This window comes from Roseovarius sp. THAF8 (genome assembly GCF_009363735.1).
Taxonomy (GTDB): Bacteria; Pseudomonadota; Alphaproteobacteria; order Rhodobacterales; family Rhodobacteraceae; genus Roseovarius.
The window spans coordinates 2,204,622-2,229,935 of sequence record NZ_CP045410.1; the positions used below are offsets into that span (position 1 = coordinate 2,204,622).

Annotated in this window: 25 protein-coding genes; 16 read left to right on the plus strand and 9 right to left on the minus strand. The window is 67.0% G+C overall.

The annotated features are described in order from the left end of the window. Positions 1-51: 51 nt before the first annotated feature. The gene (locus FIU85_RS10800) at positions 52-1,047 is read left to right on the plus strand and encodes a helix-turn-helix domain-containing protein (RefSeq protein WP_152496902.1); all 996 of its coding nucleotides are present in this window, start codon (positions 52-54) and stop codon (positions 1,045-1,047) included. Between the two features lie 53 nt (positions 1,048-1,100). Here FIU85_RS10800 and FIU85_RS10805 read toward each other — a convergent pair whose 3' ends face one another. Continuing rightward, positions 1,101-3,941, minus strand: coding sequence for a hypothetical protein (locus FIU85_RS10805; RefSeq protein WP_152496903.1), 2,841 nt, complete (start codon positions 3,939-3,941; stop codon positions 1,101-1,103). 148 nt (positions 3,942-4,089) lie between these two features. On the opposite strand from FIU85_RS10805, the gene FIU85_RS10810 reads away from it, so the two are divergent. After that, positions 4,090-4,764 (plus strand): thiamine diphosphokinase, encoded by a 675-nt coding sequence (locus FIU85_RS10810; RefSeq protein ID WP_152490744.1) that lies wholly within the window; start codon positions 4,090-4,092, stop codon positions 4,762-4,764. A 3-nt stretch (positions 4,765-4,767) separates the two neighbouring features. Here the strand turns inward: FIU85_RS10810 and FIU85_RS10815 are convergent, their stop codons facing one another. Both FIU85_RS10815 and FIU85_RS10820 read right to left on the minus strand, forming a co-directional pair. Beyond that, positions 4,768-5,682, minus strand: coding sequence for a DMT family transporter (locus tag FIU85_RS10815; RefSeq protein WP_152496904.1), 915 nt, complete (start codon positions 5,680-5,682; stop codon positions 4,768-4,770). A gap of 6 nt (positions 5,683-5,688) precedes the next feature. Further along, the gene (locus FIU85_RS10820; protein WP_152490742.1) at positions 5,689-7,062 is read right to left on the minus strand and encodes an L-serine ammonia-lyase; all 1,374 of its coding nucleotides are present in this window, start codon (positions 7,060-7,062) and stop codon (positions 5,689-5,691) included. 198 nt (positions 7,063-7,260) lie between these two features. On the opposite strand from FIU85_RS10820, the gene FIU85_RS22520 reads away from it, so the two are divergent. The 7 genes from FIU85_RS22520 (at position 7,261) to FIU85_RS10850 (ending at position 13,979) form a co-directional block, all read left to right on the plus strand. Next, positions 7,261-7,389, plus strand: coding sequence for a hypothetical protein (locus tag FIU85_RS22520; RefSeq protein WP_302849149.1), 129 nt, complete (start codon positions 7,261-7,263; stop codon positions 7,387-7,389). Positions 7,390-7,497: 108 nt separating this feature from the next. Continuing rightward, positions 7,498-8,286 (plus strand): ribose-5-phosphate isomerase RpiA, encoded by a 789-nt coding sequence (gene rpiA / locus FIU85_RS10825; RefSeq protein ID WP_152490741.1) that lies wholly within the window; start codon positions 7,498-7,500, stop codon positions 8,284-8,286. A 13-nt stretch (positions 8,287-8,299) separates the two neighbouring features. Further along, on the plus strand, positions 8,300-9,754 hold the full coding sequence (locus FIU85_RS10830; protein WP_152496905.1) for an FAD-dependent oxidoreductase: 1,455 nt from the start codon (positions 8,300-8,302) through the stop codon (positions 9,752-9,754). A gap of 72 nt (positions 9,755-9,826) precedes the next feature. Further along, positions 9,827-11,005, plus strand: a complete 1,179-nt coding sequence (hflK, locus tag FIU85_RS10835) for an FtsH protease activity modulator HflK (RefSeq protein ID WP_152490739.1) — start codon at positions 9,827-9,829, stop codon at positions 11,003-11,005. Next, positions 11,005-12,132, plus strand: a complete 1,128-nt coding sequence (gene hflC, locus FIU85_RS10840) for a protease modulator HflC (RefSeq protein ID WP_152490738.1) — start codon at positions 11,005-11,007, stop codon at positions 12,130-12,132. The genes hflK and hflC overlap by 1 nt, the downstream gene beginning before the upstream one ends. Beyond that, positions 12,129-12,326, plus strand: coding sequence for a DUF2065 family protein (locus FIU85_RS10845; protein ID WP_172978862.1), 198 nt, complete (start codon positions 12,129-12,131; stop codon positions 12,324-12,326). Before hflC ends, FIU85_RS10845 begins: the two co-directional genes overlap by 4 nt. Before the next feature lie 195 nt (positions 12,327-12,521). Next, positions 12,522-13,979, plus strand: coding sequence for a Do family serine endopeptidase (locus FIU85_RS10850; protein ID WP_152494346.1), 1,458 nt, complete (start codon positions 12,522-12,524; stop codon positions 13,977-13,979). A gap of 74 nt (positions 13,980-14,053) precedes the next feature. Here FIU85_RS10850 and FIU85_RS10855 read toward each other — a convergent pair whose 3' ends face one another. From FIU85_RS10855 to rbfA, 5 genes are all read right to left on the minus strand, one after another. Further along, a complete protein-coding gene (locus tag FIU85_RS10855; RefSeq protein ID WP_152496906.1) occupies positions 14,054-14,998 on the minus strand; it encodes an IS481 family transposase in 945 nt (314 codons plus the stop codon). 78 nt (positions 14,999-15,076) lie between these two features. Beyond that, positions 15,077-15,634 carry a DUF1643 domain-containing protein gene (locus FIU85_RS10860; protein ID WP_152496907.1) on the minus strand — a complete coding sequence of 186 codons (558 nt, stop codon included), beginning with the start codon at positions 15,632-15,634 and terminating at the stop codon, positions 15,077-15,079. Continuing rightward, the gene (gene truB, locus FIU85_RS10865) at positions 15,631-16,551 is read right to left on the minus strand and encodes a tRNA pseudouridine(55) synthase TruB (RefSeq protein ID WP_152496908.1); all 921 of its coding nucleotides are present in this window, start codon (positions 16,549-16,551) and stop codon (positions 15,631-15,633) included. The genes FIU85_RS10860 and truB overlap by 4 nt, the downstream gene beginning before the upstream one ends. A 131-nt stretch (positions 16,552-16,682) precedes the next feature. Beyond that, positions 16,683-17,414, minus strand: a complete 732-nt coding sequence (locus FIU85_RS10870; protein WP_152490734.1) for a phosphodiester glycosidase family protein — start codon at positions 17,412-17,414, stop codon at positions 16,683-16,685. A gap of 4 nt (positions 17,415-17,418) precedes the next feature. Then, complete coding sequence (rbfA, locus tag FIU85_RS10875; protein ID WP_152490733.1) at positions 17,419-17,814, minus strand: 30S ribosome-binding factor RbfA; 396 nt, start codon at positions 17,812-17,814, stop codon at positions 17,419-17,421. An 84-nt stretch (positions 17,815-17,898) separates the two neighbouring features. Here rbfA and dapB point away from each other — a divergent pair, with 84 nt between their 5' ends. Together dapB and FIU85_RS10885 are read left to right on the plus strand one after the other, a co-directional pair. Further along, positions 17,899-18,717: a 4-hydroxy-tetrahydrodipicolinate reductase gene (gene dapB / locus FIU85_RS10880; protein WP_152490732.1), complete on the plus strand. Its 819-nt coding sequence runs from the start codon at positions 17,899-17,901 to the stop codon at positions 18,715-18,717. A 70-nt stretch (positions 18,718-18,787) separates the two neighbouring features. Further along, on the plus strand, positions 18,788-19,141 hold the full coding sequence (locus tag FIU85_RS10885; protein WP_152490731.1) for a dihydrodipicolinate reductase: 354 nt from the start codon (positions 18,788-18,790) through the stop codon (positions 19,139-19,141). Between the two features lie 22 nt (positions 19,142-19,163). On the opposite strand, the gene FIU85_RS10890 is transcribed toward FIU85_RS10885, so the two are convergent. Further along, positions 19,164-19,340, minus strand: coding sequence for a DUF1674 domain-containing protein (locus FIU85_RS10890; RefSeq protein WP_152496909.1), 177 nt, complete (start codon positions 19,338-19,340; stop codon positions 19,164-19,166). A 67-nt stretch (positions 19,341-19,407) separates the two neighbouring features. On the opposite strand from FIU85_RS10890, the gene FIU85_RS10895 reads away from it, so the two are divergent. The 5 genes from FIU85_RS10895 to FIU85_RS10915 all read left to right on the plus strand — a co-directional run bounded on the left by FIU85_RS10895 (position 19,408) and on the right by FIU85_RS10915 (position 25,244). After that, on the plus strand, positions 19,408-20,673 hold the full coding sequence (locus FIU85_RS10895; protein ID WP_152496910.1) for an RsmB/NOP family class I SAM-dependent RNA methyltransferase: 1,266 nt from the start codon (positions 19,408-19,410) through the stop codon (positions 20,671-20,673). Positions 20,674-20,766: 93 nt separating this feature from the next. After that, positions 20,767-22,509, plus strand: coding sequence for a heparinase II/III family protein (locus tag FIU85_RS10900; protein WP_152496911.1), 1,743 nt, complete (start codon positions 20,767-20,769; stop codon positions 22,507-22,509). 36 nt (positions 22,510-22,545) lie between these two features. Then, entirely contained in the window at positions 22,546-24,135 is a 1,590-nt protein-coding gene (gene purH / locus FIU85_RS10905) for a bifunctional phosphoribosylaminoimidazolecarboxamide formyltransferase/IMP cyclohydrolase (RefSeq protein WP_152496912.1), read from the plus strand. Positions 24,136-24,189: 54 nt separating this feature from the next. Continuing rightward, positions 24,190-24,654, plus strand: coding sequence for a signal peptidase II (gene lspA, locus FIU85_RS10910; RefSeq protein WP_152490726.1), 465 nt, complete (start codon positions 24,190-24,192; stop codon positions 24,652-24,654). A 50-nt stretch (positions 24,655-24,704) separates the two neighbouring features. Beyond that, on the plus strand, positions 24,705-25,244 hold the full coding sequence (locus FIU85_RS10915) for a DUF3035 domain-containing protein (RefSeq protein WP_152490725.1): 540 nt from the start codon (positions 24,705-24,707) through the stop codon (positions 25,242-25,244). Positions 25,245-25,314: the final 70 nt, after the last annotated feature.

Below are 25,314 nucleotides of genomic sequence, written 5' to 3' on the forward strand. Positions count from 1 at the left end.
CCAAGCACGGAATTCAGGGATCCGTTCGCAACAGGGAAAGTCAGACAAGACATGTACCTTTCAAACCTCGATCCCCTCGGCACCCCCGATCCGCGCCCGCTGCGCGACCAGCGCAGCTTGTCGGACACCTTCGTTTTCGTTGTTCAGGAGGCCTCCAACGCCTTCGTCGCCGAAACCTGCATACACGTCCTGCGACGCGCCAACCGGATTCTCGGCCAGGACATCTACAGCTGGTCACTGATCGACGCGACCCGGCGGGCCTGCCGCGACACGACCCTCTGCTCTCCGCACCAGGTGCTCGTCCTGGTCGGCGGAACCGATCAGCCCTGGCGCCCCGCCAAGTCCGACCTGTCGCCGCTGCGGGCGGCCATCCGCAACGCGGCGCGGGTCTGCGTCGTCGGCGGCGCCGTCTTCGTGCCGCTGGCCGCCGGAGTCCTGGGGGCCAAGCGCGTTTCGGTGCATTCCGCCTTTCGCGCCGGCGTTCAGGAAAGCTGCGCCAATGTCGAGATGCATGACGACACCACCTGCCATCACAAGGCGCTCAGCAGTGCCACGGGGCCTGCCGCCGCCATGCGGATGATGGTCGAGTTGATCGGCGCCCGCGAGGGCAAGTTCACCGAAGTCGCACTGGCCTGCGACCTCGGCCTGCAAGAGACCGGCACCCAACCCGCCGCCGGGTCTGGCGAGCGCTGGCGGATGCAGCGCCTGGCGCAGGGCTGCGACGTGATAACGGATGCGCTTCAGATCATGGAAGACCATATCGAAGATACGCTGAGCGTTGCTCAAATTGCTGAAATAATTGGGATTTCCGCGCGAAAACTGGAGCGCGGCTTTTCCGAGAAACTTGGCCGTTCGCCCTTGAAGGTATACCGTGACCTGCGGCTTGACCGGGCCAACGACCTGATGATGCAGACCGCCTTGCCGTTGGGCGAGGTTGCCCTTGCCTGCGGATTTTCCAACGTCACGCTGATGAAGCGCTGGTTTCAACGAAAGTATGGCCAGGCACCCTGCGACGTGCGACGCCAGGCGTTCAGCGGAATTCACTGAAACGGCAAAAGCCCCGGCACACGACCGGGGCTTTTCAGGTCTGCCGCCACATGTCAGCCGACGTTGCGGGCCTGGGCGCGAAACTCGGTCTCTTCGGTGGCCGAGAACCGGCCCCCCTGCACCTTGCGCAGCTTGCCTTCGCGCAACAGCTGGCCGAACGAGCGCAGGCCATCCTCGCGGCTGTAATTGCCGTTCTTCGCTTCCTTCAGTTTGCCCATCAACATCGGGCGCGTGAATTCGGAGTGGCCTTCGACATCGGACATATACGCCGCCGCGGCCTCCAGCAGCTCGGACAGTCTGGTCGCGCCCATCTCCTCCGCAAAGGCGGTAAAACCGCCGTCGTCAGACGAAGACACGTTTGCGTGTATCGAGGACACGCGCCGCGGCCGCACCGGCGCCCGTTCGGTATCGACGCGCTGCTCGGCAACAAGTTTCAGCGGCGCGGGACGCTCCTCGTTCGGACGTGCTGACCTGGAAGAGGCCGATGGTGCATTCGGCCGGCGCGGGCGCACGACTTCGGCCAGGTCCGAGCGGTAAGGCGCGTCGTCCACGCCCTGATCGACATCCACGCCGGCGATTTTCTCTGCCTTGGTCGCGGCCACGGCAGCCCGCAGATGCTGGATCGCGGTGCGCCGCATGCTGGCATCCTTGTCGCCCATCTGGCTGTCGGTCTCTTTGAAGAGCCGCGTTTCATCCTCGGGCGCGCGTTTGCCTATTCCAAGCAGTCGCGACAGGCCCCGGCTCTGCGTTTGCGACGGATCGTCCTCGCCGATCTCCTCCGTGTCCAGGGCGTCGGCACCCTGCCGAACCTCGGCCTCCGGCGCGTTACTGTCATCCAGCGCCACCGCGGCAATCGGGCGTTGGACGTCGCCATCATCATCGGCATGCGCTTCGGACGTGTCGTCATCCTCTGCCTCGAACGCCGCATCCTCGGCGTCCAAAATCTCATCGTATGCCTTCCGGGTGCCCTGGTCCGCCAGTTCCGCCTCGACCTCGGCCAGCTCGCGCTGCAGATCCGCTTCCTCCTCGGGGCTGAGCACGGCCTCGTCCCCAAGCGCGCCCATCTCGTCTTCGAGGTCGTCCTCTTCTTCGATCACGCCCTGCGCAATCGCCGCCTCGAACTCCGTGCGCTTCATTTTCAGCACACGTGCATTCATCGGACGCTGCGCCGCGTCGGGCGCGTCCGTGTCCGCCACGCGGGCCTCCTTGCCCAGCACGAATGGCGTTTCCGCAGGGTCCGCGTCGATCTCGTCCTCGGCATCCAAGGCACCGTCCAGGTCCGAGAAGAGAGAGTCCGACGCATCGTCGTCCTCAAGGTCTTCGGTAAAATCCCCGTCCAGGTCCGCCGCAATGTCCGGCACCTCCGAACGCGCGGCGTCCGTTGGCATCGCATCCGCAAGAAGCTGGGCCAGCGTGTCCTCGTCAACCGCAGCGGCGGTGCCGAGATCGTCCTCGTCGTCCTCCGCCTCGGTCGCATCGGCCCGCTCCTGCGCGACAACGGGCGCTTTCCCGACGGGCGCGTCCGGGATCGACGCATCGGTCTCGTCCGGCACAGGCTCGAGACCGGCCATCACCGCACCGAGCGTGTCCTCATCGGATCCGGTCTCGTCGAGGTCACTCTCCTCGACATCATCCGATTCGAACGCGGCGTCCTTGTCTTCCGCGACGGGGGCCGCAAACGCCGCGATATCCGCGTCGTCCGTGTCTTCGAAACTCTCGTTCAACAGGGCGTCCAGCGCGTCGGCAGAGCGGTTCATCACCGCGCCTGCATGTTCGTCTTCGCTGTATTCCGAGACTTCATAGTCCAGGTCGCTCTGCGACACGACCGACCGGATCCGGCGCAGTTTCTCGGCAACACTGTCCGCCGATACCGCTTGCACGGACGCAACCGGCTGCGGGTCGACAGCGGTTCCGGCGTCTTCATCTGCACCGAGAGCCTGCGGCACAAGCGTTGCGTCCTCCGCCTCGCCCGTTGCCGGCTGAGACGCCTCCTGCGCCACCGCGTCGTCCTCCTCCGCCGCCGCGTCCGCGACAAACGCCTCTATATCGGCATCTTGCGGCGACTCGGCTTCGTCGGCGTCGTCCGGCTGCGGCTCGGACATGTCAGAGGCGGTCTCGACCGCGTCTTCGGGGTCGTCCGAAGCGAGACCGGCAATCGCCTGGTCGGTGATCTCGATCCCGGCATGGGCATCGGTGGCGAGAGCGCCGCCGGATGTCGCCGCGCCATCTTCGTCCGGCGTGTCTTCGTCCGGCGTCTCGTCGTCCGAGCGCCGTGAAGCCTCCGGCGACTCCTGGTCATCGCCCCCGGCCTCTGCCCCGATCACGGCGGCCTCTTCTTTTTCTGGCTCGAATTCACTGTCCTGCCCGACGCTCTCGGGCGCGTCCCCACCATCCAGAGCACGTTCCATCACCGGGTCCGGTGTCCCGATGTCGCCGGCACCGGCGGCCGGTCCGGCCACCTCGGCCACGGTCGCCGGCGTCTCGGCCTCCGCCCCTTGCGTCGGCGCTTCGGCCTCCTCGGGCGCGGCGGGCTCTTCCGCGGCAACAGTCTCTTCGGGCGTGTGCTCTTCGGGCGTGTGCGGTTCGGCAGGCGCAGCCACGGGCGCGGCATGGGTCAGGGCCTCGGCGGCCCCGCGCCCCTCGTCGGCGCGCAGATGGATTTTCCCCTGGTCCTCGCGCGCCTCGACGCGGCGCGAAATCTCGCGTTCGGCAATGCGCGCCAGCATCTCGGCATCCGGCGTCGGCGGCTCGGCCCCGAAATACCGATCATCGGCAGCCAGGTCGCGGAAATACTCTGCAATCGCCTTCATGGTATCGAACGAATCATCGAAACCTTCCAACGTGCACGAGAACGTGCCGTAGGATACGGTCAGAATTTTGCTTGTACTTACCATCTTTTTGCTCGCCCTACTTTGCCTGCAATCATAATTTTTACCATGATGCCCGCGACGAAAGCGGTCCGATTCTTAGAGTTTTACCGTATCATTTCGAGGCCAGAATGTGTCTTGTTTCCAAAATAGGCTTTAATAACGGGAATTCATCGTGATTGTTCACCGTCCGCAACCCATTACTCTCATCGGCGGCAGCAAACTGTCCGATTCCGACCTCGCGCGCGCCGTGGCGATCGGCGACTGCGTCGTCGCGGCGGATGGCGGTGCCGACCTGGCGCGCCGGGCGGGCCTCGATCCCGCGGCGGTGATCGGGGATTTCGATTCGATCAGCGCGGAAACCCGCGCCGGTCTGCCCGAGGATATACTGCACCATATCACGGAACAGGACAGCACCGATTTCGAAAAATGCCTGCGCAACATCGAGGCCCCTCTCATCCTGGGCGTGGGCTTCACCGGGCGGCGGATCGACCATCACCTGGCCAACCTCAACGCCCTCGTCAGGTATCCCCGCCAGCGCTGCATCCTTCTGGGCGACGCGGATATCGCGTTTCTCGCGCCTCCCTCCTTCGCCCTGGATCTCGATCCCGGCACGCCGGTCTCGCTCTTTCCGCTTGGCGTCGTCGAGGGCATCTCCGACGGTCTTCAATGGCCGATCGCGGGCCTGACCTTCACGCCGGATGGGCGCGTCGGCACGTCGAATGTGGCCACCGGGCCGATTTCCCTGCAGGTCACGGCGCCGAAGATGCTGATCATCCTGCCCGCCTCCGCGTTCGAGGCCGCCGCCGAGGCGCTCACGCACAGCGCCTCCAGGTGGGCCACGGCCTGAGCGTCAGGGGGCCGGCATCGGGCGCCGTTCCAGCCGCCGCTCCCGGAAGAACACGTACAGTCCTGCCGACACGATCAGCGCGATCCCGAAAAACGTCAGCGCATCGGGCAGGTCCCCGAAGATCACGTATCCCAGAACGGTCGCGCCGACGATCTCGAGGTATTGAACCGGGGCCAGAACCGAGGCCGGGGCCAGCTTCAGCGCGAAACTGATGCAGACATGGCTGGCCGTCGCGATCAGCCCGACCGCCGCCAGCAACATCAGTTCGCGCTGTTCCGGCCAGGACGGATCCAGCGCCGCGACACCGCTGCCATCGAACACCCACAGGGGCGGCAGGATCAGGACCAGCGCGGCCAGTCCGGTATAGGCTTGCATCGAGATCGGGTGCATCGACGCCGCCATCCGCCGGGTCAGTATCATGTAGAAGGCAAAGCACACCGCCGTCACCAGCGGCAAGAGCGCGGCCAAGCCGACATCGCTGAAACTGGGCTGTATCACGAAGAGCGCCCCGACGAAGCCCACCGCGCAGGCCGCGTAACGCCGCGGTCCGATCGGTTCGCCCAGGAAGACACCGCCCAGAAGTGTCAGGATGAACGGCTCCACGAAGAAGATGGCGATGGCATCCGCAATCGGCATAAAACGCAATGCCTGAAAGAAACAGGCCGTCGCCAGCAGGATCAGACCGCCGCGCACCAGGTGCAGCGCCGCCTCGCGCCCACCCGGCCTGTGCAGCCATCCCAGCAGCAGGGCCAGCGGCAGCAGGATCGCCGCCTGCACGCCGAATCGCGCCGCCACGATCTGTCCCACGGCCAGCGCGTCGCCGATCAGCTTGGCCGAGGCATCCATCGCCGGCGCGATCAGGGAAAACCCGACCATCAGCAGAATGCCGAGCGAGATCGTGCCCTTGTTTTCCTGCATGGCCGGTCAGCAGTTCGGCACGTTGACAGCCAGGCCTCCGAGCGAGGTTTCCTTGTAACGCTCGCTCATGTCCGCGCCCGTCTGGCGCATGGTCTCGATGCACGCATCCAGCGGCACGAGGTGGACGCCGTCTCCGCGCAACGCGAGGCTTGCCGCGCTGACCGCCTTGATCGCCCCCAGGCCGTTGCGCTCGATGCAGGGCACCTGCACCAGACCCTTCACCGGGTCGCAGGTCATGCCCAGGTGATGCTCCAGCGCGATCTCGGCGGCATTCTCGATCTGCGCCGGCGTGCCGCCCAGCACCGCGGCCAGCCCCGCCGCCCCCATGGCGGAGGCGCTGCCGACCTCGGCCTGGCATCCCGCCTCGGCGCCGCTGATCGAGGCGTTGAACTTGACCAGCCCGCCGATGGCCGCCGCGGTCAGCAGGAAGGTCTCGATATCGCGTTCGTTGGCGCCCGGCACGTGGTCCAGCCAATACTTGATGACCGCAGGCACGACACCCGCCGCGCCATTGGTGGGCGCGGTCACCACCTGCCCGCCGGCGGCGTTCTCCTCGTTGACGGCCATGGCATAGATGCTGATCCAGTCGTTTATCTTGTGCGGGGCGTTCAGGTTCGTGCCCCGCTCGGCGATCAGCGCCTCGTGAATCGCCTTTGACCGGCGCCGCACCTGCAAGCCGCCGGGCAGGATGCCGTCATTCGCCAGCCCCCGCTCGATGCAATCGTTCATGACCTGCCAGATTCGTGCCACGCCGCTGCGCAGGTTCTCGGACCCGCCGCGCGAAATCTCGTTGGCCTTCTTCATCTCCGCGATGGTCTTGCCGCTGGTCTCGGCCATCTCCAGCATCTCGGCGGCACTCTTGAACGGATAGGGCACCGGCGCGCCGTCGTCCGTGTCCTTGCCCGCCGCCAGCTCGTCGGCCGTCAGCACGAAACCGCCCCCGACCGAATAATAGGTCTCCTGCAGGATCACGTCGCCCTGCTTGTCGGTGGCCATCAGGATCATCCCGTTGGCATGGCCGGGCAGGTTGGGCCCGAAATCGAACTGCAGGTCTTCCTTCGGGTTGAACTGCAACTCCGGCAGGCCCGGCGGCGTCACGGTGTGGCTGTCGCGGATCTGCTCCAGCACCGCTTCGGCCTTTTCGGCGTCATAGTCCTCGGGCCGGAACCCCGCCAGGCCGAGGATCGTCGCCCGGTCCGTCGCATGGCCGACCCCGGTAAAGGCCAGCGAGCCGTGCAGGGTGCCGCGCACCCCGTGAAACTCGAACGGCGAGTCGCGCATCGCGTCCAGGAACCGCGCGGCGGCCACCATCGGCCCCATCGTGTGAGAGGAGGATGGGCCGACGCCCACTTTGAACATATCGAAGACTGAAAGAAACATGCGCCCTTACCTACGGCATTCACCGTCGCTGCCCAAGTAATCTCTATGCGGTCACGGGTCAAAAACGTCGTGCAAAAACGACTTCGACGCGACGGTCCACGCCAAAACCCGGCTCCGATTCACACTAGCTTAACCGACTCGCGCCAAGGTGGAACACATTGCCGGTTCGCAAGTTATCTTCAGATAAGGAGCACGCAGATGCAGACCACTGGTTTCATTCTTCTTCTGGCGGCGGGAGTCATCGTTTTTTTCGGCGGCAACACGACAAGCGACACGACGCTCCCCTCCGTCGTATCTCCCGACCTTGCCGGAATCAGGGCGCAGTAGACGCACTAACTAATGTCTCTTGCGGGCGGGGGTGAAATGACCCCTCGCCCCTGCCGCGCAAACTCCCTATAAACCGGGCGACGAAACCCGCCAGGTGGAGAGATGCGCATGACCGGAGAGCTGTCACCGATCGACAAGGCCAAGTTCGTGGCCGCAAAGCGGTCCGTCGACTATATCGAGGACGGAATGCGCGTGGGCCTCGGCACCGGCTCCACCGCCGCCTGGATGGTGCGCTGCCTGGGCGAGCTCGTGCGCGAAGACGGCCTCAAGATTCGCGGCATCCCCACCTCCACCCGCACGGCCGAACTCGCCCGCGAGGTCGGCATCGAGGTCATCAGCCTCGACGAGGCCCGCTGGATCGACGTCACCATCGACGGCGCCGATGAATTCGACGGCAATCTCAACCTCATCAAGGGCGGCGGCGGCGCGCTGTTGCAGGAAAAGATCGTGGCCACCGCCTCGGACCAGATGATCGTCATCGCCGATGTCGGCAAGGAGGTCGAGAAACTCGGCGCCTTCCCCCTGCCCGTAGAGGTCATTCCCTTCGGCTGGCAGACCACCAAGTCGCTGATCGAGGAACTGCTGATCTCGATGGACGTTCTCGGCCGCGACGCCACTCTGCGCATGAACGGCGACAGCCCCTTCGTCACCGACGAGGGCAATTACATCCTCGACCTTCACCTGGGCCGCATCGGCAACGCCCACCAGCTTTCCATGGTCCTGAACCAGATGCCCGGCGTGGTCGAGAACGGCCTTTTCATCGACATCTGCGATGTGGTGATCCTCGGCTACGGCGACGGCCGGGTCGAAACGCGTGACATCAACGAAGGCACCGTCGCCGAGGACCGGCTCGATTTCGTCGAGACCGACAACCTCTTTTCCGACCTGCAAGACTGAAAGGCCCGCCCATATGGCCTATGACTACGACCTATTCGTGATCGGCGGCGGCTCCGGCGGGGTGCGCGCCGCCCGCGTTGCCAGCGCCACCGGGGCCAAGGTCGCCCTGGCCGAGGAAGACCGCTATGGCGGCACCTGCGTCATCCGCGGCTGCGTGCCCAAAAAGCTGATGGTCTTCGCCTCCGAGTTTTCCAACCTGCCCGACGAGGCACGGGCCTATGGCTGGGACATGTCGCTGGGCGACTTCGACTGGTGCGGCTTCCGCGACCGCCTGCACGGCGAACTGGACCGTCTCGAGGGCGTCTATCGCAGCCTGCTCAGCAATTCCGGCGTCACCATGTACGACGCCCGCGCGCAGCTGAAGGACGCCAACACCGTCACGCTGTCCACCGGCGAAGAGGTCACCGCGAAACACATCCTCGTCGCCACCGGCGGCCATCCCGTCCGCCCCGAGATCCCGAACGCGCATCTCGGCATCGTCTCCGACGACCTGTTTCACCTGGACGCGCTGCCGAAATCCATGCTGATCGTCGGCGGCGGCTATATCGCCTGTGAATTCGCCTGCGTCATGGCCGGTCTGGGTGTCGACGTCACGCTCTACTACCGCGGCGCCCAGATCCTGCGCGGCTTCGACGAAGAGGCCCGCGGCATCATCGCCGAAGGCATGAGCGAAAAGGGCATCGACCTGCATTTCGGCACCAATATCGTCGACATGGCGCCCGCCTCCGAGGATCACAGCGTCAGCGGCGCGCTCACCTCGTCCGACGCCTCCATGGGTGCCCCCGCGAACGAGCCCGAATCGCACGACATTCCCGAGCGCCACGACGGCCCGATCTGGGTCAAGGCGACCAACGGCAAGGAAGCGGTCTTCGACAAGGTTCTCTTCGCCACCGGCCGCGCGCCCAACACTCAGGACATGGGGCTGGAGGAGATCGGCATCGAACTCGGGCGCGGCGGCGAGATCGTCGTCGACGACTACAGCCAGACCGCCGTGCCCTCGGTCTATGCCATCGGCGACGTGACCAACCGGGTCAACCTGACGCCCGTTGCCATCCGCGAAGGCATGGCTTTCGTGGAAACCGTGTTCAAGGACAACCCGACGCCGGTCGATCACAAGCTGATCCCCTCGGCGGTGTTCACCCAACCCGAATTCGGCACGGTCGGCCTGACCGAGGACGAGGCCCGCGAGCAGGAGCCGGTGCATGTCTACTGCACCTCGTTCCGCCCCATGCGCACCGCCTTCGCCGGTCAGCCCTACCGCGTGCTGATGAAGCTGGTCGTCTCCAGGGATACGGACAGGGTTCTGGGATGCCACATCGTCGCACCGGGCGCGGGCGAAATGATCCAGCTGGCCGGCGTGGCGATCAAGATGGGCGCGACCAAGGCGGATTTCGACCGCACCGTGGCCGTGCACCCGACCATGTCGGAAGAGATCGTGACGATGCGCGACCCGATGCGGACAGGTTGAATTTTTGACTGTTGTGCACAGTTATGACACAGGGATGGCGCTCTGCGCGATAGGATGAAGGGAAGAGATTACATGGCTGGACATTCTGGCGGCCCCTGGGGCGGCGGCGGCGGTGGCAACCGCGGCGGTGGCGACGACGACGATCGCGGCAACCGCGGCAATGACAACCGACGGCCCCCCGAAGGCGGGTCGCAGATTCCGGAAATCGACGAACTGGTCCGCCGTGGACAGGATCAACTGCGCGTCCTGATGGGCGGGCGCGGCGGCAAGGGCCGCGGCAACGGTGTCGGCGGCGGCGATGGCGGCGGCGGCCCCGGCTTCGGGCGCGGCACCATCGTGATCGGCGCCCTGATCGCGGTCGCGCTCTGGGGGGCTGCCAGCTTCTACACCGTCAAGCCCGAGGAACAATCGGTCGAGCTCTTTCTCGGCAAGTACTATTCCACCGGCGATCCCGGCCTGAACTTCGCGCCGTGGCCCCTCGTGACCGCCGAGGTCGTCAACGTCACCTCCGAGCGGACCGAGAATATCGGCAGCGGGCGCGGCAGCGCTTCGGGCGGCGACGGCCTGATGCTGACCACCGACGCCAACATCGTCGACATCGACTTTCAGGTCGTCTGGAACATCAACGATCCCGCCAAGCTCCTGTTCAACATCCGTGACCCGCAGCTGACCGTGCAGGCCGTGTCCGAGGCCGTCATGCGCGAGATCATCGCGGCGACGAACCTCGCGCCGATCCTCAACCGCGACCGGGGCATCATCGCCGACACCGCGCGGGAAAACATCCAGTCCACGCTCGACGAATACGACAGCGGCATCAACATCGTCCGGGTCAACCTCGACACCGCCGACCCCCCGCGCGAGGTGATCGACGCCTTCCGCGAGGTGCAGGCCGCCGAACAGGAACGCGACCGCCTCCAGCGTCAGGCCGACGCCTACGCCAACCGCGTTCTGGCCGAGGCCCGCGGCGAGGCCGCGCAGGTGCTCGAACAGGCCGAAGGCTACCGCGCCCGTGTGGTGAACGAAGCCATCGGTGAGGCCAGCCGCTTCATCGCCGTGGCCCAGGAATTCAACGAAGCCCCCGAGGTGACGCAGCGCCGTCTCTACCTCGAAACGGTGGAACGCACGCTGGGCAAGATGGACAAGATCCTGCTCGACGAATCCAGCGGGGCCTCGGGCGAGGGCGTGCTGCCCTACCTGCCCCTTGACCAGTTGCGCCGCTCGAACCAGACCGGCAACGGAGGATCGAACTGATGCGTAAATCCGCTCTGCTACTTCCCGTCCTCGCCGTTGCCATCATCGGCATCCTGTCCTCGCTCTACATCGTGGACGAACGCGAAAAGGCGCTCGTGCTGCAATTCGGCCAGATCAAGAAGGTCGTGGACGAGCCCGGCCTCGGCGTGAAGATCCCGATCATCCAGGAGGTCGTGCGCTATGACCGCCGGATCCTGTCGCTCGACACCGACGCGATCGAGGTCACGCCCTCCGATGACCGCCGCCTGGTGGTCGACGCCTTCACCCGCTACCGCATCGCCGACGTGGTCCAGTTCCGGCAGGCCGTCGGCATCGGCGGCACCCGCGTCGCCGAAGACCGGCTCGCCTCGGTCCTCAACGCCCAGATCCGCGAGGTTCTCGGTGCCGACCAGGTGACGTCCGACACCATCCTGTCGCCGCAGCGGCGCGACCTCGCGGTGCGAATCCTCGAACAGGCCCGCGCCAGCGCGGCCGGCCTGGGGCTCGAAATCGTCGACGTCCGGCTGAAGCAGACCAACCTGCCGCAGCAGAACCTCGACGCCACCTTCGCCCGGATGCGGGCCGAGCGCGAACGCGAGGCCGCCGACGAGATCGCCCGCGGTAACGAGGCCGCCCAACGGGTGCGCGCCGCCGCCGACCGCACCGTGGTGGAAACCGTGTCGAACGCCGAACGCGAGGCCGAGATCACCCGCGGTGAGGCCGACGCCGAGCGCAACCGGATCTACGCCGAGGCCTTCGGCAACAATCCCGAGTTCTTCGCCTTCTACCGCTCGCTCGCCGCCCTCGAACGCTCGATGAACGAGCAGAACTCCACCCTCGTCTTCTCGCCGAACAGCGAATTCCTGGGCCAGATGTTCGACGCCGTGCGCGCCGATGGCCTGGGCGAGGTCGCGCTCGAGGAGATCGACATCGACCGCCTGCGCGAAATGGCGCCCGAGACGGAAATCTCGCCGGACCTGCCCGAAAGCGAACGCCAGCGCCTCGAAGAGGACGCCGCCCAGCAAGAGGCCGAGGCCGCCGAGGAAGAGGCCAGCGAGCAAGCCGCCGAGGAGGCCGACGAAGAGGCAGAAACCGAAGCCGAGGAGGCCGAACAGGATAACCCGGTCAACGAGGACGTGACCAATTGATCGCAACGATCTTCCTGGCCTTCGGGCTCGTGCTGATTGTCGAGGGGCTGGTGTACGCACTGGCCCCTTCGCTTGTGGAACAGATGCTGGCCGCCCTGCGCGCGATGCCACAGGACCAGCGGCGCCTGGTCGGCCTCTTGGCACTGGCCTTCGGCGTCGTGCTGATCTGGTGCGCCAAAATGCTGGGTGCATGACCCAAGGCGCTTGCGTCATCGTCAACAAAACGTTCACATGGGCGTGACATCGTGTTGTGGATTTTGCGTTCTCGCCCAGCGCGCCTAAATAGTCTTCAGGACAGTCTGCCCGCGCATGGCTGCGGCAGGCCCTTCGAATTTCAAATACCGATCAAGGAGTGGTCTCGCGTGAAAGCACAAACTCTCTCTCAACCCATGACACCGCCCGCGGCGATCCGCGCGATCTGGCTCACGGCGCTGGCAATGGCCCTCGTCATCGCCCAGGCGATCAGCGCCAGCGCCCGCCCCGAAAGCTTTGCCGACCTCGCGCAAAAGGTCAGCCCGGCCGTGGTCAACATCACGACGTCCACCGTCGTGGCCCAGGGCACGGGGCCGTCCCCCATCGTCCCCGAAGGCTCGCCGTTCGAGGACTTCTTTCGTGACTTCCAGGACCGGAACAACAACGGCGAAGGCGACCGGCCCCGTCGCACCTCCGCGCTTGGCTCGGGCTTCGTCATCTCCGAAGACGGCTACATAGTCACCAACAACCACGTGATCGAAACCGCCGATGAGATCATCATCGAGTTCTTCTCGGGCAAGGAACTCACGGCAAACGTGATCGGCACCGACCCCAAGACCGACATCGCCCTGCTCAAGGTCGACGCGGACGAGCCGCTGCCGTTCGTCAGCTTCGCCGACAGCGACACCGCCCGCGTGGGCGACTGGGTCATTGCCATGGGCAACCCGCTCGGCCAGGGCTTCTCGGTGTCCGCCGGGATCGTTTCGGCCCGCAACCGCGAGCTCAGCGGCACCTATGACGACTACATCCAGACCGACGCCGCCATCAACCGCGGCAACTCGGGCGGCCCGCTCTTCAACCTCGACGGCCAGGTCGTCGGCGTGAACACCGCGATCCTGTCGCCCAATGGCGGCTCGATCGGCATCGGCTTCTCGATGGCCTCGAACGTCGTCACCCGCGTGGTCGATCAGTTGCAGGAATTCGGCGAAACCCGCCGCGGCTGGCTCGGCGTGCGCATCCAGGACGTGACCGATGACGTGGCCGAGGCGATGGGCCTTGAAAAAGTGGCCGGCGCCCTGGTTACGGATGTCCCCGAAGGTCCCGCCGCCGAGGCCGGCATGGAATCGGGCGACGTGATCATGCAGTTCGACGGCTACGATGTCGAAGACACCCGCGGCCTCGTCCGCCGGGTCGGCAACACCTCCGTCGGCAAGACCGTGCGCGTCGTGGTCTTCCGCGATGGCAAGACCCAGACCCTGCGCGTGACGCTTGGCCGCCGCGAAGCAGCCGAAGGCGTCGTGCCAGCGGCCCAGCCCGGCGAATCCGAGGCACCGTCCGAGGTCGAAATCCTCGGCCTCACCCTGTCGCAGCTCGACGACGAACTCCGCAGCCAGCTGGAGCTGGACGACAACGCCTCCGGGCTCGTCGTGGCGGATATCGACAACCTGTCGGAAGCCTACGAAAAGGGTATGCGCGCCGGTGACGTCATCACCGAGGCCGGGCAGCAGAAGCTGTCCAGCATCTCCGATCTGGAAGACCGGATCGCGGATGCGCGCGAGGCGGGCCGCAAGTCGATCCTGCTGCTCGTCCGCCGCGCCGGCGAACCGCGCTTCGTCGCCCTGTCGCTGGACGCGGAAGAGGAAGACCCGCAGTAACACCGGCAGGTGATCGAACAAGAAAAACGGGCGCTCCCTCGGGGCGCCCGTTTCACGTTGGCGTCTCTGCTTGGCTAGCTGTGACGTCTTATGAGGTTGTTCAGAGCCATTGTCGGAGCTTGGCCATTGAGGGCTGAGTGTGGTCTTCGAAGGTTGAACCAGTCAAGCCATCGCTGCAGGTCAGAGTTGCGCGCAGCGGAGGAGGCGTAGGTCGCCCCAAGGGCCCAGTCGCGGATGAGGGTCTGGATGAAGCGCTCTGCCTTGCCGTTGGTTTTGGGCGTGTAGAGCCGGGTCCGGATGTGGCGGATGGTGTGTGCGTCGAGGACCTGGCGGAAGAGGCGCGATCGGTAGCATGGCCCGAGGTCGGTCTTCATCCGTTCGACCCTGATGCCGCGCGCGGCGAACCAGGCCCGCTCGCGGCCCAAAAAGGCGGTGGCGCTCTCCTTCCGCGCGTCGGGCAGGACCTCGACATAGGCCAGCCGGGTCGCGTCATCGACGGCGACATGGACAAGGTCCCAGCCCGCGCCGCGGCTCGATCCCTTCGTCCGTGACCCCGTGACGCGATGGCCCGACCGGTCGAAGCGACCCAGCTTCTTGATGTCGATATGGATCAGTTCGCCCGGCCTCTCCCGCTGATAGCGCCGGACGCGTGGCGGCGGATCGAGCGCCGCGCGTCGTCCGACACCATGACGGGCCAGCCACCGCGCGACGGTCGAGCGGGCCGGACCGAGGCGCTCGGCGATGACCGCCGCCGTCATGCGGAAGCGGCGGCGCAGATCGAGGATCAGGGCGATCCGGGCCTCACCGAGACGCCTTGGGCGCCGAACGGGCGCGCTTGCGCCATTGCCGAGCGCGCCATGACCGCCCTCCCGGTATCGTCGGAGCCATTTGTGGATCGTGCGCACCGACACGCCGAACGCCTCGGCGATCTGTCGGGCGGGCCGACCTGCGGCATGGCGGGCGACGACAAGCTTTCGACTATGAACAGTGAGGCGTGCACCTTGATGTGGGTTGTTCACCCTTCGGGGTCCTCGGCTGGAGTTTGGCGATTGCAGCCCAACTCCGAACCGGATGAAAAAACTACTGAGAGTTCACATCTACGCCGGCATCGGAAAGTCCCGCAGCGGCGTGTCCTTGCGCAGGTACAAGGGGTGCTTTGCGGATCCGTCCTTGTTGAGGCCCAGGCATTTCAGGGGCCGCCCGGTCGCTTCGACCGCCATCAGCGCATCGCGCACCACGCCGGCAAAACGCTGGTGCAGCTTGCCATAGGCCAGCACCACAAGCTCGGACTCCTGCGCCATCTCGACCAGCGCCGGCACGTTCTCGGCACTGCACGCCACCGCCGGATCGTGCGGAATATCCCTGGGCGACGTCGCCCGCCAGTCCAGCACGTTGCCCTTCAGGTACCGGGTGAATTCCCAGTCGCGGGCGAACATCAGTTCCCTGTGGCAGGTCGGGTCCGACGCCGCCGCATCCGCCACCGACGGGTTCATCCCGATGAACAGCACGGTGCGGGGCGCGGCCCCCTCCGGCGTCCAGTCCCGGATCAGCGCCTGGCGATACCGCCCGCAGTCGGAAAACCGCGCGCCACCCAGCACGCCGTCGGGCAGGCGCAGCCGGACCTTGCCGCCCGGGTCGTGCGCGGCTTGGGTCATTGCGCCACCGGCGCCAGGTTGAACACCCGGCTGGGGTAGAGCTCGCCCCCCTTGAAATGCCCCACGGCCACCGCGCGCCCTTTCAGGGCGGCCCAGCACTCATCGCCATACTCGACCGACCCGCCGATCACCGGCGCCGGGTTGCCGTGCCGCAGCCGCGCCGCGCTCATCTCGTTGCAGGTGACCATCGGCAGGTCGCACAAGCCCTCTTCCAGCGGCCTCAGGTGGTCGTCCAGCGCCGGGTCCTGCGCCAGCGCGTTCACCTGCTCCAGCGTCACGCCGTCCTCGGCCCGGAACGGCCCCGACCAGACCCGCCGCAGCGAGGCCACATGCCCGTGACAGCCCAGCGCCTCGCCCAGGTCGCGTGCGATCGACCGCACGTAACCGCCCTTGCCGCACACCATCTCAAGCTCGACCGTGTCGGCATCGGGCCGGTCCGTCAGCAACAGCTCCTCGACCCACAGCGGACGCGCCTCGACCTCGAAATCCTCGCCGTCGCGGGCGCGTTTATAGGCGCGCTCGCCGTCGATCTTGACCGCCGAGAACTTCGGCGGCACCTGCTGGATCTCGCCCAAGAACCCGCTCAGCGCGTCCTTGATCTCGGCGTCGCTCGGGCGCGCGTCGCTTTCGGCCACGACCTCGCCCTCGGCATCGTCGGTATTGGTGGCCTGCCCCAGCCGCACCAGGAAGCGATAGGATTTCAGCGCATCGGTGATGAACGGCACGGTCTTGGTGGCCTCGCCCAGCGCCACTGCCAGAACGCCCGTCGCCTCGGGGTCCAGCGTCCCGGCATGGCCCGCCTTCCTGGCCTGCAACGCCCAGCGCACCTTGTTGACCACCGCGGTCGAGGTCATGCCCGCGGGCTTGTCCACGACAAGCCACCCCGAAATATCGCGTCCCTTGCGCTTGCGCCCCATGATGCCGTCGCCTCTTTGCTGTCCGAAGGCCGCCGCGTACCGCAGCCCCCGGCACCTGTCAATTCGCGGGTCAATGCGCGGGCGCGATGCCCCGCCGCTCCCCCGGGCCGCCCGGAATCATCGGCGCCGGGTCAGGGCGCCACGACCCCCACGATCGGCCCCATCGGGAACCCGCCATCATGCCGGTCGAGCGCGGGCGCATACAGCCGCGAGATGCTCCCGTCGAAATACAGCGCCTGCGGCGTCTTCAGCACATCCCGGAACACCCGCGCGAAGCTGTGGAAATTCACCTTGTCCTCGGAAATCAGGAACCACGCGGTGCGCCCGTCGGCCGAGGTGCCGACCCCGTTGCGCACATGCAGGCTGTCGCTGTTCTTCAGAAAACGCGGATGCAGCTGGCCGTCGATCACCAGCATCGGCCCGGACTGCGTGGCATGGGTGCAGACCGGCCCTTCCCGGTCGAACCGCCTTGTCTCGAACACGTCGGCCCGGCCCTCGCCGATGCAGAACACACCGTTGGGCAGCAGGCCGAAATTCCCCGGTCCCTCGCGGGTGATCAGCCCCTTGGCCTCGCGTCCCGCCTCAACGTAATGGCCCACCGGGCTGCGGTCCTGATGATACATCCCGGCATTCATCGCAAAAAGCAGCTTACCGCCCTCGCCGCGCACCTGTCGCTCGACGCTGCTGAAACTGCCCAGCGGCGCGCCGGTCATCGGGTCGTTCAGGAACAGGCGCAGCGTTTCACTGCCGGCATCGACCTTGCAGGCGGTATACCGGCTGCCCTCGACGCTGATCTGCTGGCATTCCACGGCCTTGGCCGGGCCCGCCAGCAACGCCACAGCCAAAAGGACCCACCGCCACATCGGCTCAGTTCTCGACGTCGCGCCGCACGGCGTCCTGCGCAAAAAGCCGCCGCGTCTCGTCCAGCTGGTCGAACGTCTCGTCCAGCCGGAACCGCAGCTCGGGCGCGAACTTCAGGCCGACCTTCTTGCCGATGATCCGGCGCAACTCGCCCTTGTTGCGGCCCAGCAGGTCCAGCACATCGTCCTGGCCCTGCCCGCCCAGCGGCAGCACATAGGCTGTCGCCACTTTCAGGTCCGGCGAGGTCCGCACTTCGCCGACGGTCACCGACAGGCGGTTCAGCTCGGGGTCGTGAATGTCTCCGCGCGCCAGCACCTCCGCCAGCGTCCGCCGGATCAACTCGCCGACCCGCAACTGCCGCTGCGAGGGTCCGGGTCCGTCATGAAACTTGTTCTTTGCCATGGAACTGCATCTAAGCCCTGCATGGGTCTTTGCCAAGCGATGATCGCCGCGCTATGCAATGCGCACCAAAGAACGGAGATGGAAATGACCGACCTGCCGGGGATCGTGGTGACAGGCGCTTCGGGGCGCATGGGCCGGATGCTGACCGAAATCGTGACCGCCTCGGACCGGGCAAATCTGGTCGGTGCGCTGGAACGGCCCGGCCATGCCTGGATCGGTCAGGACCTGGGCGAGGCGATGGGCGGCGCGGCAAACGGCGTCACCGTCTCCGACGACCCGCTGGACACCATTTCCAGGGCCCATGCAATCCTGGATTTCACCGCACCAGCGGCCACCGTGGACTTTGCCGCGCTGGCGGCACAGGCCCGCTGCGTGCACGTCATCGGCACCACCGGGCTTGCCGACGAGGACCTGGCCAAGCTGGACGCGGCCGCCCGTCACGCCACGATCATACGCGCCGGGAACATGAGCCTCGGCGTCAACCTGCTCGTGCAACTGACCAAGAAGGTCGCCGCCGCGCTGGATGACGACTACGACATCGAGGTGATCGAGGCGCATCACAACCAGAAGGTCGATGCGCCCTCGGGCACCGCGCTGATGCTGGGGCAGGCAGCGGCGGACGGGCGCGGCGTGTCGCTGGATCAGGCCGCCGACCGCGGGCGCGACGGCATCACCGGCGCCCGGACGAAGGGCAATATAGGCTTCAGCGCCATTCGCGGCGGCGACATCGTCGGCGAACACGACGTGATGTTCGCCGCGGCGGGCGAACGGATCATCCTGCGCCACGTCGCCTCTGACCGGGCGGTCTTTGCCCGTGGGGCGCTCAAGGCCGCGCTGTGGGGCCAGGGGCGCAAGCCGGGGCAATACGACATGCTCGACGTGCTTGGCCTGAAAGAGGACTGACCGGGCCGAAACTGATCCAGATCGGCCGGCGCGCCGTAACATACATTGTTTGTTACAGGGAGTTCCGACGATGCGCCTGACTGTTCTTGCGGGTATCGCCGCGCTGTTGAGTGGCCCCGCTGCTGCGGAAAGTTTCGACCAGATCGACGACAGGTCCGAATTCGTTTCGGTCGTCGCCAACAAGAATCTCACCCGCTTGGGTATCACCCTGACGGTCACGCCGTCGGGACAGATCGAAGGCCGGGCCTTCGGTCGACCCGTCACCGGCGCGTGGCAGTGGAAATCGGGCTATTTCTGCCGCGACCTCTACTGGGGTCAGCGCAACCTTGGCGCCAATTGCCAGGCGGTGAGGGTTCAGGGCTCCACCGTCCGCTTCATCTCGGACCAAGGCACAGGCGACTACGCCGACCTGCAACTGCAATAGCGCCAACGGTGCATGGCATCGCTCAGAAGTCGATCGCGATGCCCTTCTTCTCCCAGTCGCCATAGCGCACGGGTTCGGGTCCCTTGCGCCCGCCCAGCTCCTTCGGCAGGGCAAGCGCCTCGGCGTCCTTGCGCCGCGCCTCGGCTTCGGCCAGGGCGCGCTGGGCTTCGGGTGGCAGGTCTTTGCGGTCTTCCGACATGGCCGGGCTTCCTTCCTCTTGATGCCACTGATATAGGCCAGCCCTGTTCAAAGGCCAAGGATGACCGATGCCCGCGCCCACCCCCCGCAGCACAGCCGTGGCCCTGCTCGACAAGGTGCTCGGCGACGGCCGCCTTCTGGCCGAACTCACCGCGCCGCTTGCGCGCCTCTCGCCGCCCGACCGCGCCCGGGCGCTGCGGCTGGCCAACGACACGCTGCGCGGCATGGACCGGGCCGACCGCCTGCTGGCGCGCCAATTGCGCAAGACGCCGCAGCTTCACGTCATGAACATCCTGCGCCTCGGCACGGTCGAGCTGTGCATGGGCGGCGACGCCCATGGCGTGGTGGACGAACTGGTGACGCTTGTCGGCACCCATCCGCGCTACAAGCGCCTGCGCGGGCTGGTCAACGCGATCCTGCGCCAGATGGCCGGTGACGCCGGCAAGCCGTGGAAGGACCTGCGCATCCCCCGCCTGCCCAACTGGCTGCGCGCTCCGCTGGTGTCGGCCTGGGGCAATGGCGCGGTCGCGGCGATGGAAAAGGCGCATTTCGCCGGCGCCCCGCTCGACCTGACGCTGAAGCCGGGAGAAGACCCCGCCGCCTGGGCCGACCGCCTCGGCGGCACGGCGCTGCCCACCGGCTCCGTCCGGATCGGCGACGCGGGCCAGGTCTCGGCCCTGCCCGGTTTCGAGGACGGCCACTGGTGGGTTCAGGATGCCGCCGCCGCCCTGCCCGTGCGCATCCTGGCGCCCCGCGCCGGCGAATTCATTCTCGATCTCTGCGCGGCACCGGGCGGCAAGACCCTGCAACTGGCCGCCGCCGGCGCCCAGGTCACCGCCCTCGACACCTCGGAAAAGCGCATGGCCCGCGTCACCGAGAACCTCGACCGCACCGGCCTGTCCGCCACCTGCGTCACGCAGGACGCCTTCGCCTTCACCGAAGGATCCTTCGACGCCATCCTCGTCGATGCGCCCTGCTCGGCCACCGGCACGATCCGGCGGCACCCCGACCTGCCCCACGCCAAGGACGGCTCCGACTTCGGCGCGCTGATCGAGCAGCAGGCGCGGATGATCGACCACGCCCTGACCCTGCTCGCACCCGGCGGGCGGCTCCTGTTCTGCACCTGCTCGCTGCTGCCCGACGAGGGCGAGGTGCAGATCGAAGAGGCGCTGGCCCGCCATCCGGGCCTCGCAACCGACACCGCCGCGCTGGACCGCCCCGGCATCGACCCGGCCTGGATCACCGCGGAAGGCGGCCTGCGCCTGCGCCCCGATCACTGGCCCGATCTGGGCGGCATGGACGGCTTTTACATCGCGCTTCTGCGCAAGGCCTGATCCCGCGCCCCGCCTTCCTTGCGTGACTTGGTGCGCGCGGCGGCGTATACTGACCCGACAACGCCAGGAAGAGCGTGCCGAGGCTGGGATTCGATGTCGACATCCGATCACGATCTACCGCGCGTGACGCGGTTCCTGAACCGTCTGGAGGCCCGGCGGTCCACCTTCGGCGGCCGTGTCGCGGCCTTCGTGTCGCAACCCGATCCCCGCACCATCGGCAGCTTCGCCCGCGGCCGCCAGCTCTGCGCCGGCAACTTTCTCTTTGCCGGCCACCTCGTCCGCGACCCCGACAAGACCCCGTGGGACATTCCGCCCCCCGACCTCGCCTTCTCGCGAGAGGTGCACGGCTTCACCTGGCTCGACGACCTGGCCGCCGCGGGCGACGCCCCGGCGCGGGCCTGCGCGCAGGCCTGGCTCTGGCGCTGGATCGAGCTTTACGGACGCGGGCGCGGCCCGGGCTGGAGGCCCGACCTGACCGGACGGCGCATCATCCGCTGGATCAACCACGCGATCTTCCTGCTGTCGGGCCGCACGCAACAGCAATCCGACCTGTTCCTGCGGTCGCTGGCGCAGCAAACCCTGTTCCTGTCCCGCCGCTGGCGCGCCACCACGCCCGGCCTGCCGCGGTTCGAGGCGCTGACCGGCCTTGTCTATGCCGGGCTGTCGCTCGAGGGCATGTCGGCCCGGGTCGCGCCCGCCTCTGCCGCGCTGGCCCGCGAATGCGCCCGCCAGATCGACGAACAGGGCGGCCTGCCCACCCGCAACCCCGAAGAACTGCTCGAGGTCTTCACCCTGCTCACATGGGCCGCCGAAACCCTGACCCAGGCAGGCCAGACCCCCCATCCCGCCCACTGGGCCGCGATCGAGCGCATAAGCCCCACCCTGCGCACCCTGCGCCATTCCGACGGCGGGCTCGCCCGCTTTCATGGCGGCGGGCGCGGGCTCGACGGGCGGCTCGACGCGGCGCTTGCCGCCAGCCAGATCAAGGGCCGCCATGCCAACGGCCTGTCGATGGGCTTTGCGCGGCTCAGCGCGGGGCGCTGTTCGCTGATCATCGACGCCGCACCCCCGCCCGAGGGGCGGGCATCGGCGGGGGCCCATGCCTCGACGCTGGCGTTCGAACTGACATCGGGCCGACGTCCGCTGATCGTCAATTGCGGCGCGGGCGCCAGTTTCGGCACCGCGTGGCGCCGCGCCGGCCGGGCCACGCCGTCGCATTCCACCCTCGTGCTGAACGGCCATTCCAGCAGCCGCCTGGGCAAGACCGCGCCCAAGCAGGACATGCTGACCGAAGGCCCCACCGAGGTGCCGATCCGGGTCAACCACGCGCCGGACGGCCTGACCTTCGAAGGCGGGCATGACGGCTATGTCAGGGGCTACGGCCTGACCCATGTGCGCAAGCTGGAAATGACCTTCGACGGCCGCGGCATCGCCGGAGAGGACATGCTGCTGGCGCTGACCGACGCCGACAAGCGACGCTTCGACCGGGCGCTCGACACGATGACACTGCAAGGCATCCCGTTCGATATCCGGTTTCACCTGCACCCGGACGTGGATGTGTCCATCGACATGGGCGGCGCGGCGGTGTCGATGGCGCTCAAGAGCGGCGAGATCTGGATCTTCCGGGCCGATGGCACCGCCCGCCTGTCGGTGGACTCCAGCGTCTATCTGGACACCAATCGCCTGAAACCGCGTGCGACCAAACAAATCGTTCTATCCGGGCGCGCGATGGAGTATGCGACCCGCACGAGGTGGTCACTGGCCAAGCCGCAGGACTCGCCGATCGGGATGCGCGATCTGGCGGAAGACGGGCGAACGCCGGTGGCCCTCAGCTGAACACGACCCAGGACTGCCACAAGGAATAGCTGCCCCATGACCGATCTCGCCCCCGTGCGCCGCGCACTTCTTTCCGTTTCCGACAAGACCGGGTTGATCGACCTGGGCCGCGCCCTCGCCCAGCGCGGCGTCGAGATGCTGTCGACGGGCGGCAGCGCCAGGGCGCTGCGCGACGCCGGGCTCGACGTGCGCGACGTGGCCGAGGTGACAGGCTTTCCCGAGATGATGGACGGGCGCGTCAAGACACTGCACCCGATGGTGCATGGCGGCCTTCTGGCGCTGCGCGACAATGACGACCATCTGGCGTCCATGGACGAGCACGGCATCGGTCCCATCGACCTGCTGGTCGTCAACCTCTACCCGTTCGAGGAAACCGCCGCCAAGGGCGCCGACTACGACACCTGCATCGAGAATATCGACATCGGCGGCCCCGCGATGATCCGCGCGGCGGCCAAGAACCACGCCTTCGTCAACGTCGTTGTGGATGTCGAGGATTACGAGGCGCTCCTGTCGGAACTGGACGCGCATGACGGCCAGACCACCTATGCCTTCCGCCAGAAACTGGCGCTCAACGCCTATGCCCGCACCGGCGCCTATGATGCCGCCGTCTCGGGCTGGATGGCCAGGGCCCTGGATCAGGCCGCCCCGCGCCGCCGCGCGGTCGCCGGACAGCTGGCCCAGACCCTGCGCTATGGCGAGAACCCGCACCAGGGTGCGGCGTTCTACACCGACGGCTCCGCCCGTCCCGGCGTGGCCACCGCGCGGCAGGTCCAGGGCAAGGAACTCAGCTACAACAACATCAACGACACCGACGCGGCCTTCGAGCTGGTCAGCGAATTCGCCCCCTCCGATGGTCCGGCCTGCGCCATCATCAAGCACGCCAACCCCTGCGGCGTGGCCCGCGCCGAGACGCTGAAAGAGGCGTATATGCGCGCCTTCGACTGCGACCGCACCTCGGCCTTCGGCGGCATCATCGCCCTGAACCAGCCGCTCGACGGCGCCACCGCCGCAGAGATCGCCGGCATCTTCACCGAGGTGGTGATCGCGCCCGGCGCCGACGACGACGCCAGGGCGGTGTTTGCCGCGAAAAAGAACCTCCGCCTTCTGGTCACCGACGGGCTTGCCGATCCGGCCGAGGCCGCGCTGATGCTCAAGCAGGTCTCGGGCGGCTACCTGGTGCAGGACAAGGACAGCGGACAGGTCTCGGAAAGCGACCTCAAGGTCGTGACCAAGCGCGCCCCGTCGGACCGGGAAATGGCCGACATGCTGTTCGCCTGGAAAGTCGCCAAGCACGTGAAATCCAACGCCATCGTCTATGTCAGGGACGGCGCGACCGTCGGCGTCGGCGCCGGCCAGATGAGCCGCGTCGACAGCTGCCGCATCGCCGCCCGCAAGTCCCAGGACATGGCCGCCGAACTGGGCCTCTCCGCGCCGCTGACCCAAGGCAGCGTCGTGGCCTCCGACGCGTTCTTTCCCTTCCCCGACGGCCTGCTGACCGCCGCCGAGGCCGGCGCGACCGCGGTGATCCAGCCGGGCGGCTCGATGCGCGACGACGAGGTGATCGCCGCCGCCGACGAGGCCGGGCTGGCCATGGTCTTGACCGGCATGCGCCATTTCCGGCACTAAGAGCCGAAACAATAAGCGGCCGGCACACGCAAGCGGGCCTTGAAGGAGAGCAGTATGCGCACGGTTGCTTGGGTCGCGGGTCTCGTATTCGTGCTCGACCAGATCACCAAATACTGGGTCGTGCAGGTGCTGGACCTCAAGACCGTCCGCTCGATCGAGGTCCTGCCGCCCTACCTGAACCTTGAGATGGCGTGGAACACCGGCATCAATTTCGGCGCCTTCGCCGGCGCCAGCAAGTGGATCTGGATCGCCGTCGCCCTGGTGATCGTGGCCGCGGTGCTGTGGTGGGTCCGGACCGATCCGCAGGGCCGCTGGCAGAAAATCTCGGCGGGCCTTCTGGTGGGCGGCGCACTGGGCAACGTCATCGACCGGCTGATCTACGGCGCCGTGGCCGATTTCCTGAACATGTCGTGCTGTGGCTTCACCAATCCGACATCTTTCAACGTGGCCGACATCGCGGTTTTCATCGGCGCATTCGGCATGGTAGTCTTCAGCGGCGACAGTAAAAAGGCGGCGTGACGTGCCGGTCCGAATACGATAAGGCTGGCGGAACGATGCAGGAGTGGGAAATGAAACGTCCGGCGATAATGGTCATGATCCTTGCGATGGCGCTGTCTGCCTGCGGCGCGCGCGACGGCGACGTCAAGCTGTCGCGGATCAAGAACACGGGCAACGGTCCCGAGGAGTTCAACATCGTCCCCGGCAAGCCGCTGCAAGCGCCCGACAGCTACCGCGCCCTGCCGGCGCCCACTCCGGGCGGCACCAACATCACCGATCCGACCCCCCGGGGAGACAGCGTGGCGGCCCTCGGCGGCAATCCCGCCGCGCTCGCGGATACCGGCATCGGCCGCGCCGACGGCGGCCTCGTGAACTATGCAAACCGCTTCGGCAGCGCCCCCGGCATTCGCCAGACCCTCGCGCGCGAGGATGCCGAGGTCCGCAGACAGCGCGGGCGGGTCAACATCCTGAACATCGGTATCAACGACGATTACAACCTCGCCTACAAGCGCCAGTGGCTGGATGCGCGGTCCGAGGCGGCGCGTTTGCGCAGCAGGGGCGTGCCCACACCGTCCTACCCGCCGGCAAACTCCAGCGACAGACGCCGCTGACCCGCTCACAACAAGGTCAACACCGTTGAAACGCGGCGCGGGCCGCGTATCTTCTGATCAACGCGTTTTC

Bases quoted from the DNA above. Each gene is read 5' to 3' on its own strand.
- FIU85_RS10820 (WP_152490742.1), bottom strand. From the start codon at position 7,062: ATGTTTCTTTCAGTCTTCGATATGTTCAAAGTGGGCGTCGGCCCATCC.
- hflK (WP_152490739.1), top strand. From the start codon at position 9,827: ATGGCTGGACATTCTGGCGGCCCCTGGGGCGGCGGCGGCGGTGGCAAC.
- truB (WP_152496908.1), bottom strand. From the start codon at position 16,551: ATGGGGCGCAAGCGCAAGGGACGCGATATTTCGGGGTGGCTTGTCGTG.
- rpiA (WP_152490741.1), top strand. From the start codon at position 7,498: ATGACCGGAGAGCTGTCACCGATCGACAAGGCCAAGTTCGTGGCCGCA.
- purH (WP_152496912.1), top strand. From the start codon at position 22,546: ATGACCGATCTCGCCCCCGTGCGCCGCGCACTTCTTTCCGTTTCCGAC.
- FIU85_RS10885 (WP_152490731.1), top strand. From the start codon at position 18,788: ATGCGCCTGACTGTTCTTGCGGGTATCGCCGCGCTGTTGAGTGGCCCC.
- FIU85_RS10895 (WP_152496910.1), top strand. From the start codon at position 19,408: ATGCCCGCGCCCACCCCCCGCAGCACAGCCGTGGCCCTGCTCGACAAG.
- FIU85_RS10860 (WP_152496907.1), bottom strand. From the start codon at position 15,634: ATGACCCAAGCCGCGCACGACCCGGGCGGCAAGGTCCGGCTGCGCCTG.
- dapB (WP_152490732.1), top strand. From the start codon at position 17,899: ATGACCGACCTGCCGGGGATCGTGGTGACAGGCGCTTCGGGGCGCATG.
- FIU85_RS10830 (WP_152496905.1), top strand. From the start codon at position 8,300: ATGGCCTATGACTACGACCTATTCGTGATCGGCGGCGGCTCCGGCGGG.
- FIU85_RS10890 (WP_152496909.1), bottom strand. From the start codon at position 19,340: ATGTCGGAAGACCGCAAAGACCTGCCACCCGAAGCCCAGCGCGCCCTG.
- hflC (WP_152490738.1), top strand. From the start codon at position 11,005: ATGCGTAAATCCGCTCTGCTACTTCCCGTCCTCGCCGTTGCCATCATC.
- FIU85_RS22520 (WP_302849149.1), top strand. From the start codon at position 7,261: ATGCAGACCACTGGTTTCATTCTTCTTCTGGCGGCGGGAGTCATCGTT.
- FIU85_RS10850 (WP_152494346.1), top strand. From the start codon at position 12,522: ATGACACCGCCCGCGGCGATCCGCGCGATCTGGCTCACGGCGCTGGCA.
- FIU85_RS10900 (WP_152496911.1), top strand. From the start codon at position 20,767: ATGTCGACATCCGATCACGATCTACCGCGCGTGACGCGGTTCCTGAAC.
- FIU85_RS10815 (WP_152496904.1), bottom strand. From the start codon at position 5,682: ATGCAGGAAAACAAGGGCACGATCTCGCTCGGCATTCTGCTGATGGTC.
- rbfA (WP_152490733.1), bottom strand. From the start codon at position 17,814: ATGGCAAAGAACAAGTTTCATGACGGACCCGGACCCTCGCAGCGGCAG.
- lspA (WP_152490726.1), top strand. From the start codon at position 24,190: ATGCGCACGGTTGCTTGGGTCGCGGGTCTCGTATTCGTGCTCGACCAG.
- FIU85_RS10800 (WP_152496902.1), top strand. From the start codon at position 52: ATGTACCTTTCAAACCTCGATCCCCTCGGCACCCCCGATCCGCGCCCG.
- FIU85_RS10805 (WP_152496903.1), bottom strand. From the start codon at position 3,941: ATGGTAAGTACAAGCAAAATTCTGACCGTATCCTACGGCACGTTCTCG.
- FIU85_RS10915 (WP_152490725.1), top strand. From the start codon at position 24,705: ATGAAACGTCCGGCGATAATGGTCATGATCCTTGCGATGGCGCTGTCT.
- FIU85_RS10870 (WP_152490734.1), bottom strand. From the start codon at position 17,414: ATGTGGCGGTGGGTCCTTTTGGCTGTGGCGTTGCTGGCGGGCCCGGCC.